General features: G+C 64.2%; 14 protein-coding genes. 4 read left to right on the top strand and 10 right to left on the bottom strand.

The genetic code is table 11. The annotated features are described in order from the left end of the window. Positions 1 to 2: 2 nt before the first annotated feature. Positions 3 to 515, bottom strand: a complete 513-nt coding sequence (locus FFS60_RS14225; RefSeq protein WP_137822353.1) for a dihydrofolate reductase — start codon at positions 513 to 515, stop codon at positions 3 to 5. A gap of 295 nt (positions 516 to 810) precedes the next feature. Between FFS60_RS14225 and FFS60_RS14220 the strand changes: the two genes are divergently transcribed. The 3 genes from FFS60_RS14220 to FFS60_RS14210 all read left to right on the top strand — a co-directional run bounded on the left by FFS60_RS14220 (position 811) and on the right by FFS60_RS14210 (position 5,194). Then, entirely contained in the window at positions 811 to 2,346 is a 1,536-nt protein-coding gene (locus FFS60_RS14220; protein ID WP_028629074.1) for a nucleobase:cation symporter-2 family protein, read from the top strand. A 96-nt stretch (positions 2,347 to 2,442) separates the two neighbouring features. Beyond that, entirely contained in the window at positions 2,443 to 3,831 is a 1,389-nt protein-coding gene (locus tag FFS60_RS14215) for a DUF2868 domain-containing protein (RefSeq protein ID WP_137822327.1), read from the top strand. Next, positions 3,824 to 5,194 carry a GTPase/DUF3482 domain-containing protein gene (locus FFS60_RS14210; protein WP_137822326.1) on the top strand — a complete coding sequence of 457 codons (1,371 nt, stop codon included), beginning with the start codon at positions 3,824 to 3,826 and terminating at the stop codon, positions 5,192 to 5,194. The genes FFS60_RS14215 and FFS60_RS14210 overlap by 8 nt, the downstream gene beginning before the upstream one ends. 15 nt (positions 5,195 to 5,209) lie before the next feature. On the opposite strand, the gene FFS60_RS14205 is transcribed toward FFS60_RS14210, so the two are convergent. Genes FFS60_RS14205 through FFS60_RS14190 form a run of 4 tightly spaced genes read right to left on the bottom strand, consistent with a single transcriptional unit; the run spans position 5,210 to position 8,645 of the window. After that, the gene (locus FFS60_RS14205; protein ID WP_137822325.1) at positions 5,210 to 6,208 is read right to left on the bottom strand and encodes a ribonuclease T(2); all 999 of its coding nucleotides are present in this window, start codon (positions 6,206 to 6,208) and stop codon (positions 5,210 to 5,212) included. 50 nt (positions 6,209 to 6,258) lie between these two features. After that, positions 6,259 to 7,053 carry a thymidylate synthase gene (locus FFS60_RS14200; protein WP_137822324.1) on the bottom strand — a complete coding sequence of 265 codons (795 nt, stop codon included), beginning with the start codon at positions 7,051 to 7,053 and terminating at the stop codon, positions 6,259 to 6,261. Further along, positions 7,053 to 7,853 carry a prolipoprotein diacylglyceryl transferase gene (gene lgt, locus FFS60_RS14195; RefSeq protein WP_028629079.1) on the bottom strand — a complete coding sequence of 267 codons (801 nt, stop codon included), beginning with the start codon at positions 7,851 to 7,853 and terminating at the stop codon, positions 7,053 to 7,055. The genes FFS60_RS14200 and lgt overlap by 1 nt, the downstream gene beginning before the upstream one ends. 9 nt (positions 7,854 to 7,862) lie before the next feature. Continuing rightward, positions 7,863 to 8,645: a sulfite exporter TauE/SafE family protein gene (locus FFS60_RS14190; RefSeq protein ID WP_028629080.1), complete on the bottom strand. Its 783-nt coding sequence runs from the start codon at positions 8,643 to 8,645 to the stop codon at positions 7,863 to 7,865. Between the two features lie 170 nt (positions 8,646 to 8,815). On the opposite strand from FFS60_RS14190, the gene FFS60_RS14185 reads away from it, so the two are divergent. Then, positions 8,816 to 9,568 (top strand): NRDE family protein, encoded by a 753-nt coding sequence (locus FFS60_RS14185; RefSeq protein WP_028629081.1) that lies wholly within the window; start codon positions 8,816 to 8,818, stop codon positions 9,566 to 9,568. Between the two features lie 120 nt (positions 9,569 to 9,688). On the opposite strand, the gene FFS60_RS14180 is transcribed toward FFS60_RS14185, so the two are convergent. The 5 genes from FFS60_RS14180 to FFS60_RS14160 all read right to left on the bottom strand — a co-directional run bounded on the left by FFS60_RS14180 (position 9,689) and on the right by FFS60_RS14160 (position 15,077). Next, positions 9,689 to 10,573, bottom strand: a complete 885-nt coding sequence (locus FFS60_RS14180; protein WP_137822323.1) for an ABC transporter permease subunit — start codon at positions 10,571 to 10,573, stop codon at positions 9,689 to 9,691. Further along, the gene (locus FFS60_RS14175) at positions 10,570 to 11,451 is read right to left on the bottom strand and encodes an ABC transporter permease subunit (protein WP_256658086.1); all 882 of its coding nucleotides are present in this window, start codon (positions 11,449 to 11,451) and stop codon (positions 10,570 to 10,572) included. Before FFS60_RS14175 ends, FFS60_RS14180 begins: the two co-directional genes overlap by 4 nt. A 23-nt stretch (positions 11,452 to 11,474) precedes the next feature. After that, positions 11,475 to 12,617: an ABC transporter ATP-binding protein gene (locus FFS60_RS14170; protein ID WP_137822321.1), complete on the bottom strand. Its 1,143-nt coding sequence runs from the start codon at positions 12,615 to 12,617 to the stop codon at positions 11,475 to 11,477. Between the two features lie 140 nt (positions 12,618 to 12,757). Next, complete coding sequence (locus FFS60_RS14165) at positions 12,758 to 13,828, bottom strand: polyamine ABC transporter substrate-binding protein (protein ID WP_371926428.1); 1,071 nt, start codon at positions 13,826 to 13,828, stop codon at positions 12,758 to 12,760. A 148-nt stretch (positions 13,829 to 13,976) separates the two neighbouring features. Beyond that, positions 13,977 to 15,077, bottom strand: coding sequence for a polyamine ABC transporter substrate-binding protein (locus FFS60_RS14160; RefSeq protein ID WP_137822320.1), 1,101 nt, complete (start codon positions 15,075 to 15,077; stop codon positions 13,977 to 13,979). Positions 15,078 to 15,124 lie beyond the last annotated feature (47 nt).

Raw genomic sequence — 15,124 nt, 5'->3', positions numbered from 1 at the left:
ACTCAACGCCTCTCCCAGACCTCGAAGGCGTAGGCGGGCGTGTCGGTCGTCGCCTCGTGCTCGATGCTGGAAGCCAGGCGCCAGTCCTGCTGCGACACTTCAGGGAAGTGAGCATCGCCTTCCGGGGCCAGCTCCACGCGGGTCAGGTAGAGGCGATCGGCCTGGGCCAAGCCCTCGGCGTACAGCTGGGCGCCGCCGATCAGCATCAGCTCCTCGGCCTCTTCCTCGCGCGCCCAGGCGGCAGCGCGTTCGATTGCGGCCTTCAGGCTGGGGAAGACTTCCGCCCCCTCCAGCACCAGTCCGCTCTGGCGGCTGACCACCAGATTGAGTCGGCCAGGCAGCGGGCGACCGAGGGAGTCCCAGGTCTTGCGGCCCATGATGATCGGCTTGCCGAGGGTCATGGCCTTGAAGTGCTTGAGGTCCGCCGGCAGGTGCCAGGGCAGTTGGTTATCACGGCCGATCACGCGGTTCTGCGCGAGGGCGGCGATCAGGCAGAGGGGCAGGGTCTTGTTCATGGCGGCGAGGATACCGACTGCCGCCTGCGAGAGAAAGCCAACGGCGGATGGGCGCCGGCCGCTGCGCGAGTGGGTATCACGGTTCCCATCCAGCCCCTCCGCCATCGCCATTCGTCGACAAGCACCAACCTGACCAAAAGGTCAGGAACATGATTTCCATATTTCGCTGAAATAGGCCGTAAAACTGAGGAGATAGACGAAAAAGGCTGCACGAAAAATTGTATACAAAGTACTAGTCAATAGGCTTAGTAATTGTCTACAGTTGCCAGCACAATAACAAAACCGAGAGCCCACCATGACAGTCCCATCCGCAAGTCCGTCTCCGGTGCAACGCCCGGAAGACGAAAACCTCGGCATTGGAGCCAACCTCGCCTACGGTCTGCAGCATGTGCTGACCATGTATGGCGGCATTGTCGCGGTACCCCTGATCATCGGCCAGGCTGCCGGGCTGTCGCCCGCAGACATCGGCCTATTGATCGCAGCCTCCCTGTTCGCCGGTGGCCTGGCCACCCTGCTACAAACCATCGGCCTCCCCTTCTTCGGCTGTCAGCTACCCCTGGTGCAAGGTGTGTCCTTCGCCGGCGTGGCGACCATGATCGCCATCATCGGCAGCAACGGCGCCGGCGGCATCCCCGCTGTCTTGGGCGCGGTGATCGCAGCCTCGCTGATCGGCCTGCTGATCACCCCGGTGTTCTCGCGGATCACCAAGTTCTTCCCGCCGCTGGTGACCGGCATCGTGATTACCACCATCGGCCTCACGCTGATGCCTGTCGCGGCACGCTGGGCGATGGGCGGCAATAGCCAGTCGCCGGAGTTCGGCAGCATGGCCAACGTCAGCCTGGCCGCCTTCACCCTCGCGACCGTGCTGCTGCTGAGCAAGCTGGGCAGCTCGAGCATCTCTCGCCTGTCGATCCTGCTGGCCATGGTCATCGGTACCGTGGTGGCCGTGTTCTTCGGCATGGCGGACTTCTCCAATGTGCTCGAAGGCCCGCTGGTAGCCCTGCCCACGCCGCTGCACTTCGGCATGCCGGAGTTCCATATCGCGGCAATCCTGTCGATGCTGATCGTGATCATCGTGACCCTGGTGGAAACCTCGGCCGACATCCTCGCCGTCGGCGAAATCATCGGTACCAAGGTCGACTCCAAGCGCCTGGGCAACGGCCTGCGCGCCGACATGATCTCCAGCTCCCTGGCGCCGCTGTTCGGCTCCTTCACCCAGAGCGCCTTCGCCCAGAACGTCGGCCTGGTGGCCGTGACCGGCGTGAAGAGTCGCTACGTCGTGGCCAGTGCGGGCCTGATCCTGGTCACCCTCGGCCTGCTGCCAGTGATGGGTCGCCTGATCGCCGCCGTGCCCACCTCGGTTCTGGGTGGCGCGGGCGTGGTGCTGTTCGGCACCGTGGCTGCCTCCGGTATCCGCACGCTGGCGCAGGTGGACTACCGCAACAACATGAACCTGATCATCGTCGCCACCTCGATCGGCTTCGGCATGATCCCGATCGCCGCGCCGACCTTCTACCACCACTTCCCGGCCTGGTTCGAAACCATCTTCCACTCCGGCATCAGCTCGGCCGCCATCATGGCCATCGCGCTGAACCTCATCTTCAACCACTTGAAGGCCGGCAACTCGGACCAGCAGTCGGTATTCGTCGCCGCCAGCGAGCGCACCCTGCGCTACCAGGACATCGCCGCCCTGCACGAGGGGGACTATTTCCGCGACGGCAAGCTGTATGACTGCGACGGCAACGAAGTCAAGGTAACCGGCCAGGATGATCACCACGACGCGCCACCCACACCGAGGGTGAAGGTCGCGGCCAGTTCCCACAGCCATTGACCAGAAAGGCCGGCGCCCAGCGCCGGCCTTTCTCTTGATGAAGGGGCAGCCCGCAGCGGCTATCCTCACGGCTCACCCTTGGCCAAGAGGCCCTTCGTGAGCGATACCAGCCCTACCTCCCTTTCCCGCCTCGACCAACTCTGGCTGACCGAGGCCGTCCGCCTGCGTGAAGAACATGCCGGCCCACTCGAAGATGCCGAAGCCAATCGCCGCGCCAACGCCGCCGGCGGCGACCTGGGGCAACGTATCCAGGCCCGCGCCCTCTGGCTGGCCCAGCGCGACGGCCAGGTACAGGCCCTGCAGCATTGGCGCCAGGGCGCCCGGCTCGCCGTCCTGCTGCTGGTGGTCCTGGCGCTGGTCAGCGGCACCGGAGCGGCCTTTGCCGCCTTGGGTGACGGCCAACGCCCGGTCAACCTGTTCTGGGCCCTGGGCACCCTGCTCGGACTGCACGTACTGACGCTATTGGGCTGGGCCTTGTCTTTCGCCCTCGGCAGCAGCGCCAGCGCGCTTGGCCGGCTCTGGCTCTGGACGAGCGGCAAGCTGGCTCGCGACGCACAAGCCGCGCATCTGGCCCCGGCCCTGCTCCTGCTGCTGCAGCGCCAGGGACTGACCCGCTGGGGCCTGGGCGCGCTGGTCCATGGCGCCTGGCTGCTGGCGCTGAGCAGCGCCCTGATGGTGCTGTTGCTGCTGCTCGCCACCCGCCGTTACGGTTTCGTCTGGGAAACCACCATCCTCGGCAGCGACACCTTCGTCTTCCTCACCCAGGCGCTGGGCGCCCTGCCCGGCCTGCTCGGCTTCAGCCTGCCGGATGCCGAAACCATCCGCGCGAGCAGCAGCGTGGTCGGCGCGGAGCCTGCACGCCAGGCCTGGTCGGGCTGGCTGCTGGGCGTCACCTTCACCTACGGCCTGCTGCCACGCTTGCTGCTCGCGCTGTTCTGCCTGTGGCGCTGGACGCAGGGGCGCGCGCGCCTGAATCTGGATCTCGGCCTGCCCGGTTACAGCTTGCTGCGCGAGCGCCTGCAGCCGGCCAGCGAGCGCCTGGGCGTCTTTGATGCGGCGCCCGCCGAACTGATGGAACCTCAGGCGGGAAGCCTGAACGGCGAGAGCCAGGGCGCGCTGCTGGTGGCCATCGAACTGGATGACCGCCGCCCCTGGCCACCAGCCCTGCCCAAGGGTGTAGGCGATGCCGGCGTGCTGGACAGCCGTGAGCAACGCCAGCGCCTGCTGGACCAACTCAGCCGCTTCCCACCGGAGCGCCTGGCGGTGGCCTGCGACCCGCGTCGGTCGCCGGACCGCGGCACCCTGGCACTGATTGGTGAACTGGCGCGCAGCGCCGCGCAAACCCGCGTCTGGCTGCTGCCCCCACCATCCGGCGAAGCCCTCGACAGCCAGCGCCTGGAGGACTGGCACCAGGCGCTCGATAGCCTGGCCCTGCCGCATGCCCAAGGGGCGCCGATGAACTGGCTGGAGACCGGCCATGACTAAACCACTGAAGTTGGCCGTGGTCGGCCACACCAACGTGGGCAAGACCTCGCTGCTGCGCACGCTGCTGCGCGACCGCGCATTTGGCGAGGTGTCCCATCGCCCCAGCACCACGCGCCATGTGGAAGGTGCGCGGCTGTCGGTGGAGGGCCAGCCGCTGCTGGAACTCTACGACACCCCCGGCCTGGAAGACGCCATCGCCCTGCTGGACCACCTGGAGCGGTTGGAACGCCCTGGCGAGCGCCTGGATGGCCCCGCCCGACTCGCTCGCTTCCTCGATGGCAGCGAGGCGCGCCAACGCTTCGAACAGGAGGCCAAGGTGCTGCGGCAACTGATGGCCTCCGACGCCGGGCTCTATGTGATCGACGCCCGCGAGCCGGTGCTGGCCAAGTACCGCGATGAGCTGGCGGTGCTCGCCATGTGCGGTCGCCCCTTGTTACCCGTGCTGAACTTCGTCGCCGTCGAAGGCCACCGCGAAGCGGATTGGCGCGAGGCCCTGGCCCGCCTCGGCCTGCACGCCCTGGTGCGCTTCGACAGTGTGGCGCCGCCGCTGGATGGCGAGCAGCGGCTCTATGACAGTCTGGCCCTGCTGCTGGAGCGGGCCCGCCCGCAGCTGCAGCAACTGGTGGACGACCATCAGGCACAGCGTCGCCTGCGCCTGGAGGCCGGCAGCCGGCTGATCGCGGAGCTGCTGCTGGACGTGGCGGCCTGCCGGCGCAGCGTGCCGGCGCAGGACGCCGCCCTGCAGGCCGCCACCGAGGCCTTGCGCCAGCAGGTGCGCCAGCGCGAACAACGCTGCGTGGAAGCCCTGCTGCGGCTCTATGCCTTTGGCCAGGATGACGCCTCCGCCAGCGAACTGCCGCTGCTGGGAGGACGTTGGGGTGACGACCTGTTCAACCCGGAAACCCTCAAGCAGCTTGGCGTGCGCCTGGGCGGTGGCATGGCGGCTGGTGCGGCTGCCGGTGCGGGTGTCGACCTCCTGGTGGGCGGTCTCACGCTCGGTGCCGCTGCTGCGCTGGGTGCCCTGGCCGGTGGCGCCTGGCAGACCTTTGGCCACTACGGCGAACGCCTGTTGGGCAAGATCAAGAGACAGCGAGAGCTGACAGTGGACGACGCAATCCTGCGTCTCCTGGCCCTGCGTCAGCGCAAGCTTCTGGCAGCACTGGATGCCCGTGGGCACGCTGCGTTCGAGGCCGTGCGCATCGATACGCCAGAAGAGAAACAGTGGCGAGAAGGCAAGCTGCCAGCCGTGCTGGCCAAGGCTCGCGCCCATCCGGAATGGTCGTCGCTGAATCCTGGCGCGGAGTTGGAGCAGGCAGAGCGCCAGGGTTGGGTTGCCACCCTGGCGGAAGGTTTGCGGCCCTGAAATCGGGCCCGGCGGTCAGCGGCCGCCGGCCTCGATCAGGATGCGGTCGGCACTGCACTCGCTGCGGTCACGCGCGCGACGCTCGGCGAACTGGCCATCGACCACCCCGACTAGACTGTCAGCCGGCTTCAGCTCACGAGGCAGCGAGACGCGAACTTCCTGCAGGTACTTGCCGCTGCAGATAAGCAGGAAGTTGTTCTGTGCATCGCGGCTGCCGAAGTCCTTTTCCACGCGCTCGTAGAAGGCGCGCTTCGAAATGGCACCACCGATGTTGGTGACGATGTACTGGCCCGCCGCCGATTGGTCGAGCTGCCGCACCAGGTCCACCGCGCGGCGGAAGTAGGCGTCGTCGTCCATCTGGGTCTGGCAGATGCCGTGCTTGTCCCACTGGTAACGGCCGAAGCTGGTGCCGTAGCGGAAGTTCGGCATCCAGGGGCGGACGTAGGCCAGTGTGTCGCCGCTGAGCTTCATCTCTGGCCCGGCGCAGTGGCCGTAGTCCTTACCGCAAGACTGGCGATTGGGCCAGAGGCCATGCAGGGTCAGGTGGGAGATTTGCAGCTCACCGGAATCCAGGCCTTCGCACTCAGGCTTCTTGCCCTTGTAGCGGGCATGTTCACAAAAGCCCGGCTGCCAGGTGGCGGCCAACACGTAGCTGTCGTGCTGGTCCGGCACGTTGCAGGCGCCAGCGCTCTCTCCGGAGGCGGCAGCCTTGCCCGTATTGAACGCAAGCCCCTCGGCCGAGCCGCAGTCGGCAGACACCCAGCGCAATGGCGTGTCACTGCCCGGAACGCGGATACGTAGCCAGTCGTACTCGCGCTTGTTCACCTCCACCACCTCGTAACGCTGGCCCGGCTGCACCTTGAGGTCGTCCGGGTTGGTCTGCTTGCGGATGGACTGGAAGGCTTCGCAATGCTGGCGGGCCACGAAGCTGCCCTGGGCAGGCTCGGCCCAGGCGGAAACGCTCGACCATACACCGACAAGGCCGGCGAGCAGTGCCGCAAAGGGGGCTTTCATGGAGACTCCTGACTGGAGATGCCGGGGCAAGGAGCACCCGGCACAGCGGATCAGACGGCGACCGGGGCCTTGATGTGCGGGTGCGACTGGTAGCCCACCAACTCGAAATCCTCGAACGTGAAGGCAAACAGGTCTTTCACGGCCGGGTTGAGCTTCATCGTCGGCAGCGGCAGCGGCTCGCGGGTGAGCTGCAGGTCGGTCTGCTCAATGTGGTTGGCGTACAGGTGGCAGTCGCCACCGGTCCAGATGAACTCGCCGGGCTCCAGGTCGCACACCTGGGCCACCATCAGGGTCAGCAGCGCGTAGCTGGCGATGTTGAAGGGCACGCCGAGGAAGATATCCGCGGAGCGCTGGTAGAGCTGGCAGCTCAACTTGCCGTCGGCCACGTAGAACTGGAACAGCGCGTGGCAGGGCGGCAGGGCCATCTCGTCCACCAGTGCCGGGTTCCAGGCAGAAACGATCAGCCGGCGCGAGTCCGGGCTTTTCTTGATCATTTCCACGACCTTGGCGATCTGGTCGATGGACTCGCCGTTGGGCGCCGGCCAGGAGCGCCACTGGTAGCCATAGACCGGCCCCAGGTTGCCCTCTTCGTCGGCCCATTCATCCCAGATGGAGACGCCGTTGTCCTTCAGGTACTTGATGTTGGTGTCGCCCTGAAGGAACCACAGCAGCTCATGGATGATGGATTTGAGGTGGCACTTCTTGGTGGTCACCATAGGGAAACCATCGGCCAGATCGAAGCGCATCTGGTGGCCGAACACGCTGTAGGTGCCCGTGCCGGTGCGGTCGCTCTTGAAGGTGCCGGTCTCGCGCACGCGGCGCATCAGGTCAAGGTACTGTTTCATCAGACGACTCCTTGGGCAGCCTGGCGGCGGTGGGCCCAGACGATCATGGCAATGCCACCGAGGATCATGGGCAGGCAGAGGATCTGGCCCATGGTCAGCCAGCCAAAGGCCAGGTAACCGAGCTGGGCATCAGGTACGCGAACGAACTCCACCGTGAAACGGAAAATGCCGTAGAACAGCGCGAACATGCCGGAAACCGCCATGGTCGGCCGGGGTTTGCGCGAGTAGAACCAGAGGATGGCGAACAGCGCCACGCCTTCCAGGGCGAACTGGTAGAGCTGCGACGGATGGCGCGGCAACTGCGCCGGATCGGTAGGGAAGATCATCGCCCAGGGCAGGTCGGTGGCCTTGCCCCACAGCTCGGCGTTGATGAAGTTGCCTATGCGGCCGGCACCCAGGCCGATGGGCACCAGCGGCGCGATGAAGTCCATCAGCTGGAAGAAGCTCTTGTTGTTGCGCTTGCCGAACCAGAGGGTCGCCAGCATCACACCGATCAGACCACCGTGGAACGACATGCCGCCCTTCCAGACTTCGAAGATCAGCAGCGGGTTGGCGATGTAGGCCGACAGGTCGTAGAACAGCACATAGCCGAGGCGCCCACCGGCAATCACACCCAGGGCGACCCAGAACACCAGGTCGGAGAGCTTCTCCTTGGTCCAGGCGGGGTCGAAGGCCTTCAGCCGGCGCGAAGCCAGCCACCAGGCGCCACCGATGCCGATGAGGTACATCAGGCCATACCAGTGGATTTTCAGTGGACCGATAGCCAGGGCCACCGGGTCGATCTGGGGATAAGCCAGCATCACAGCTCCTTAGATCAGGAAGTTCAGGCCCACTGCCAGCAGCAGCAGGGCGAACAGGCGCTTCAGCAGGCGCGGCGACAGCCGATGGGCCAGACGCGCGCCGAAACGGGCGAAAAACATGCTGGTGACGGCAATGCCCACCAGCGCCGGAAGGTAGACGAAACCCAGGCTGTAAGGCGGCAAATTGGCGTTGTTCCAACCCAGCGCCATGAATGACAGCGCGCTCGCCGCAGCGATCGGCAAACCGCAGGCCGCGGAGGTGGCCACCGCCTGCTGGATGGGTACGCTGCGCCAGGTCAGGAAGGGAACGGTCAGCGACCCTCCACCTATGCCGAAGATGGCCGACGCCCATCCGATCACCAGGCCTGCCAGGGTCAGCCCAGGCTTGCCTGGGACATCTCGGCTGGCCTTGGGTTTCAGGTCAAGGCCCATCTGCATCGCTACAAGTATGGCGAAGATACCGATGATCTTCTGCAACATCGGTCCCTGGATGCCAGCTGCTGTCAGGGAACCCAGACCGGCGCCGAGCAGGATGCCGACCGCCATCCAGGCGAAGACCGGCCAACGCACCGCACCCTTGCGGTGATGCTCGCGCACCGAGTTGACCGAAGTGAAGATGATGGTGGCCAGGGAAGTGCCCACGGCCAGGTGAGTGAGGATGCCCGGGTCGAAGCCGTGAGCGGTGAAACTGAATACCAGCACCGGCACGATGATCATGCCGCCACCGACGCCGAACAGCCCGGCCAGCACCCCGGCACAGGCGCCAAGCACCAGGTAGAGCAGGAATTCCATGGACACCCCCGAAAACAAAGCGGCATGTTAACGGAAGGCTGTTTCACGCTCCACCTGGGGCGATGGATACCTGCCGAATGCTGCCGATAACACCCATGGAAAAGCGCGTTCAGCCGATGTAGCTTTCATACCGGCTGCTACACTCCGGCTCACAACAAGGAGAAGACTCCATGTGCCTGATCGTATTCGCATGGCGCCCCGGACACGAAGTCCCGCTGGTGCTCGCGGCAAACCGCGATGAATTCTACGCACGTCCCACCCTTCCCATGGCGAGATGGGAAGACGCGCCCGGCGTGATTGCCGGCCGCGACCTGGAAGCCGGAGGCACCTGGCTTGGCGCCGGGCCCAAAGGTCGCTTCGCCGCACTCACCAACATCCGCGACGCGCGCACGCCCCCGGTTGGCCGAACCCGTGGCGAGCTCTGCGTGCAGTACCTGCGCGGCAGCATGGGGCCGGGAGAGTTCCTCGAAGACGCCTGGCGCCGCGCCAACGACTACGCGGGCTTCAACCTGGTGATCGGGGACGACCGCGAACTCTGGTTCCTCAACCCACGCAGTGGTGGACCGATCAACCTCAAGGCCGGTGTCTATGGTGTTTCCAACGCAGACCTGGACACCCCTTGGCCGAAGGTCGAGCGCGGCAAGGCGGCCATCGCCGAATGCCTGGCGCCGCCGTCCACCGATGCCCTGCTGAACCTGCTGCACGACCCGGAAGTAGCGCCGGATCACATCCTGCCGGACACCGGCGTGGGCCTGAACACCGAGCGCATGCTTTCCAGCGTGTTCATCGCCACCCGCACCTACGGCACCCGCGCCAGCTCGGCGCTGATCGTCCGCGCCGACGGCAGTCGCGAGCTGATGGAACGCAGCTACGGTCCCTACGGTGCCAAGCTGGGGGATGTGAGGGTGGAACTGCAGGACTAGCCCCGGAACCCTGCGGGCCTCATCTCAATCGCGAAGGCATTCGCTGACAAGAAATGGCGCCTTGATTCCCGGAAAAACAAAGGCCACCCGAAGGTGGCCTTTGTGCTTTGCAGCGCTGGATCAGGCGGTCTGGGTAGACGCCGGTTTCCAGTTGGAGGACGAAGCTTCCTCGGCCATGGTTTCCATCGCCTGCTGGATCGCGCGCTTGCGACGCTCCTCGGCCTGACGGGTGAAGAACCAGGCGAAGAAGGTGAACAGCGAGACGGTCAGCAGGATCAGGCTGGCCACCGCGTTGATCTCCGGCTTCACGCCCAGACGCACAGCGGAGAAGACCTCCATCGGCAGGGTGGTGGAACCGGGGCCGGACACGAAGCTCGCCAGCACCAGGTCGTCCAGCGACAGGGCGAAGGACATCATGCCGCCCGCCGCCAGGGAGGGTGCGATCATCGGGATGGTGATCAGGATGAACACCTTCCACGGCCGCGCGCCCAGGTCCATGGCGGCTTCCTCGATGGACAGGTCCAGCTCGCGCAGACGCGCCGACACCACAATGGCCACATAGGCCGAGCAGAAGGTGGTGTGAGCGATCCAGATGGTGACGATGCCGCGCTCCTGGGGCCAACCGATCAGCTGCGCCATGGCCACGAAGAGCAGCAGCAGCGACAGACCGGTGATCACTTCAGGCATGACCAGCGGCGCAGTGACCATGCCGCCGAACAGGGTGCGGCCACGGAAACGCGGGATGCGGGTCAGCACGAAGGCAGCCAGGGTCCCCAGGGCCACAGCGGCGACTGCGGTGTAGAGGGCGATCTCCAGGGAACGACCCACCGAGTTCATCAGTTGGGTATTGTCCAGGAGGCCCACGTACCACTTCACCGACCAGCCGCCCCAGACCGTCACCAGCTTGGAAGCGTTGAAGGAGTAGATGACCAGGATGACCATCGGCAGGTAGATGAACAGCAAACCTGCCCACAGCATCAGCGTGGAGAAACTGAAGCGCTTCATACCTTGCCCTCCAGCTCTTTCGCCTGGTTACGGTTGAAGAGAATGATAGGTATCAGCAGGATCGCCAGCATCACCACTGCCAGGGCGGATGCCACCGGCCAGTCGCGGTTGTTGAAGAACTCCTGCCACAGCACCTTGCCGATCATCAGGGTCTCGGGGCCGCCGAGCAGTTCCGGGATCACGAACTCGCCCACCACCGGGATGAACACCAGCATCGAGCCGGCAATGATGCCGTTCTTCGACAGCGGCACGGTGATCTTCCAGAAGTTGTTGAAGTTGCTCGAACCCAGGTCCGAGGCAGCCTCCAACAGGCTTTGATCATGCTTCACCAGGTTGGCGTAGAGCGGCAGGATCATGAACGGCAGGTACGAATAGACGATGCCGATGTACACCGCCAGGTTGGTGTTGAGGATCTGCAGCGGTTCGTCGATCAGACCAATGCCCATCAGGAAGGCATTGAGCAGGCCGTTGTTGCTGAGGATGCCCATCCAGGCATAGACGCGGATCAGGATCGCAGTCCAGGTCGGCATCATGATCAGCAGCAGCAGCACGGTCTGGGCTTCCTTGCTGGCCCGGGCGATGGCATAGGCCATCGGGTAGCCGATCAGCAGGCAGATCAGGGTGCTGAAGAAGGCAATCTTCAGCGAGCCCATATAGGCCGCCAGATACAGCTCGTCCTCCTGGAGCATCAGGTAGTTGCCCAGATTGAGGATGAGCTGGATCTGGTTTTCCGCCCAGGTGTAGATCTCCGTGTACGGCGGAATCGCCACATCGGCTTCGGCGAAGCTGATCTTCAGCACGATGGCGAAGGGCAGCAGGAAGAACAGGAACAGCCAGAAGAACGGTAGCCCGATGACGAGTTGTCGACCGGACGGCAGCAGGTTTTTCAGTTTGGGAGTTTTCATGACCGCAGCACCACTCCGCTGTCGTCTTCCCACCAGACGAACACTTCGTCATCCCAGGTCGGACGGGCGCCGCGGCGCTCGGCGTTAGCCACGAAGGACTGGACGATGGTGCCGTTCGGCAGCTTGACGTAGAACACCGAGTGACCGCCCAGGTAGGCGATGTCGTGGACTCGGCCGCGCGACCAGTTGTATTCGCAGGTCGGCTGCTCGGTGGTCACCAGCAGCTTTTCCGGGCGCAGCGCGTAGGTGATGCGCTTGTCCTGCACCGAGGTGGTTACACCATGGCCGACGAAGATCGGGCGCTCCAGTTGCGGGCAGGCGATCAGCGCATGGGCCTCGGCGTCTTCCACCACTTCGCCGTCGAAGAGGTTGACGTTGCCGATGAACTCGCACACCAGGCGACTGATGGGCGTCTCATAGATATCCACAGGGCTGCCGATCTGCTCGATGCAACCCAGGTGCATGATGGCGATGCGCTGGGCCATGGTCATGGCCTCTTCCTGGTCGTGGGTCACCATCACACAGGTCACGCCCACGCGCTCGATGATCTCCACCAGCTCCAGCTGCATCTGCGAACGCAGCTTCTTGTCCAGGGCGCCCATGGGTTCGTCGAGCAGCAGCAGCTTCGGACGCTTGGCCAGCGAACGGGCCAGCGCCACACGCTGACGCTGGCCGCCGGACAGCTGGTGCGGTTTGCGCTTGGCGTACTGGGTCATCTGCACGAGCTTGAGCATCTCGTTGACACGCTCGTCGATCTCGGAGCTCGAGAGCTTGTCCTGTTTAAGTCCGAAGGCGATGTTCTGCGCAACAGTCATATGCGGAAAGAGCGCATAGGACTGGAACATCATGTTGATCGGGCGCTCATAGGGTGGCATGTCGGTGATGTCCACGCCGTCGAGCATGATGCGCCCTTCGGTGGGTCGCTCGAAGCCTGCGAGCATACGCAACAGAGTTGATTTACCCGAACCGGAACCGCCGAGCAGGGCGAAGATCTCACCCTTCTTGATGTCCAGGGACACACTGTCCACGGCCACCGTCTCGTCGAACTTCTTGGTTACCCGGTCGATCTTTACCAGCACCTCTTTAGGCTGCTGGTTGCCCTCGAGGGCTTTCTTGTAGGCACCGGAGGCTATTGCCATTACCACACTCCCAGAAATTGCTGCCCGACCACCGCGGCCGGGCGCGCTTATACAGCATGGGCGTGAACCAGGCTTCCTGCCTGGCGCAGCCAGGGTTGACCCGACGGGCCCGCCACACTACGGGCACCGCCGGCCGTGTATCACTTGCCCGACTTGACCTTGGTCCAGCTGCGGGTCATCAGCCGCTGGACTTTCGGCGGCAGTTCCGCCGAAACGTAGAGCTTGTCCAGCACCGCTTGTGGCGGGTAGACGGACTCGTCGGTGCGTACTTCCTGATCCATGAACTCTCCAGCCTTGAGGTTGGGGTTCGCGTAGCCAACGTAGTCGCTGACCTTGGCGATCACCTCGGGCTTGAGCAGATAGTTGATGAAGGCGTGGGCTTCCTTGGCGTTCGCGGCATCGGCCGGGACGGCCAGCATGTCGAACCAGAGGTTGCCGCCTTCTTTCGGGATCGCGTAGGCAATCTCGATACCCTTGCCGGCTTCTTCGGCGCGAGCGGAGGCCTGGAAGATGTCACCGGAGAAACCGGCAGCGACGCAGATGTCGCCGTTGGCCAGATCGCCGATGTACTTGGAAGAGTGGAAATAGGTGACGTAGGGGCGTACCGCCATCAGCTTCTCCTCGGCCTTCTTGTAGTCGTCCGGGTTGGTGCTGTTGGGGTCCAGGCCCATGTAGTTGAGTACGGCTGGGATCATTTCGTCCGCCGAGTCGAGGAAGGCCACGCCGCACTGGCTGAGCTTCTTCATGTTCTCGGGTTCGAAGATCGCCGCCCAGGAATCGATGTGGTCGACGCCGAGCACAGCCTTGACCTTCTCGACGTTGTAGCCGATGCCGTTGGTGCCCCAGAGATAGGGAACAGCGTACTGGTTACCCGCGTCGTTACGCTCGAGCTGCTTGAGCAGGTTGGGGTCCAGGTTCTGCCAGTTGGGCAGTTGGCTGCGGTCGAGTTTCTGGAACGCGCCCGCCTTGATCTGTTTGCCGAGGAAGTGGTTGGACGGCACAACGACGTCGTAGCCGGTGCGGCCCGCCAGCAACTTACCTTCCAGGGTCTCGTTGGAATCGAATACGTCATACACCGGCTTGATGCCGGTTTCCTTCTGGAAATCCGCCAAGGTGGTCTCGCCGATGTAGTCCGACCAGTTGTAGATATGCACCGTCTGGTCCGCCTGGGCCTGTGACGCCAGGGTCAAGGTAGCGGCGGCAGTGATCATCATCTTGCGGATGGGAGATTGCACAGGTTCGTCCTCTTTTTGTGTCCGGCCGGTGCCGGAAGAAGCCCAGGTTCGTCCCGCAACCCAAGCCAGTGAACTTGCGGTCCGCGCACCGGCGGGGCTCCCCCGCCGGGCACGGCAGCCGTACTTACTTGCCCGACTTGATGGTGGTCCAGGCGCGGGTCATGGCGCGCTGCACCTTGGCCGGCAGGTCCGGGAAGGCATAGAGCTTGGCCATGGTTTCCGCACTCGGGTAAATGCCCGGGTCCTGACGGATCGCCTCGTCGACCAGCGGGGTAGCAGCGGCGTTGCCGTTGGGGAACTGCACCTCGTTGGTGATCTCGGCCATGATTTCCGGCTTCATCAGGAAGTTCATGAACGCGTAGGCGGCTTCCGTGTTCGCAGCGTCAGCTGGGATGGCGACCATGTCGAAGAAGGTACCGGCGCCTTCTTTCGGAATGTTGTAGGCCACGGTCACACCAGCCTTGGCCTCTTCGGCGCGGGACTTGGCCTGGTACACGTCACCCGAGTAACCGACCGCCACGCAGAGGTTGCCGTTGGCCAGGTCGGAGATGTACTTGGAGGAGTGGAAGTAGGTCACGTGCGGACGGATCTTCAGGAACAGCGCTTCGGCTTCCTTCAGCTCCTTGGGGTCCTGGCTGACCGGGCTGTAGCCGAGGTAGTGCAGGGCGATCGGCAGTATCTCGGTCGGCGAGTCGAGGAAGGACACACCGCAGGACTTCAGCTTCTCGATGTTCTCCGGCTTGAACAGCAGGTCCCAGGAATTGACCGGGGCGTTGTCGCCCAGAGCGGCCTTGACCTTGTCCGGGTTGTAACCGATGCCGATGGAACCCCACATGTAGGGGAAGGCGTACTGGTTGCCCGGGTCGGAGACTTCGACGGTCTTCAGCAGGTTGGGGTCCAGGTTCTTCCAGTTCGGCAGCTTGGACTTGTCCAGTGGCTGATAGACCTTGGCCTTGATCTGCTTGGCCAGGAAGTTGTTGGACGGCACCACGATGTCGTAACCGGACTTGCCGGCCAGGAGCTTGGCTTCGAGGGTTTCGTTGGAGTCGAAGACGTCGTAGACGACCTTGATGCCGGTTTCCTTGGTGAACTTCTCGACGGTATCCGCTGCAATGTAGTCCGACCAGTTGTAGACGTGCAGCACCTTGTCGTCAGCCTGGGCCATACCGGCCACGGCACCCGCCAGGGTGATGGCGAGCAGGGTCTTGCCGAAGGTTTTGATCATGCGGGTAGCTCCATTTTTGTTGAAGTGTCCGAGTGGCGTCGTACCGA

This window comes from Pseudomonas sp. D(2018) (genome assembly GCF_005502555.1).
GTDB lineage: Bacteria > Pseudomonadota > Gammaproteobacteria > Pseudomonadales > Pseudomonadaceae > Metapseudomonas > Metapseudomonas resinovorans.
Note: the sequence above shows the minus strand (reverse complement) of the source record. Positions and strands in the feature narration are given on the sequence as shown.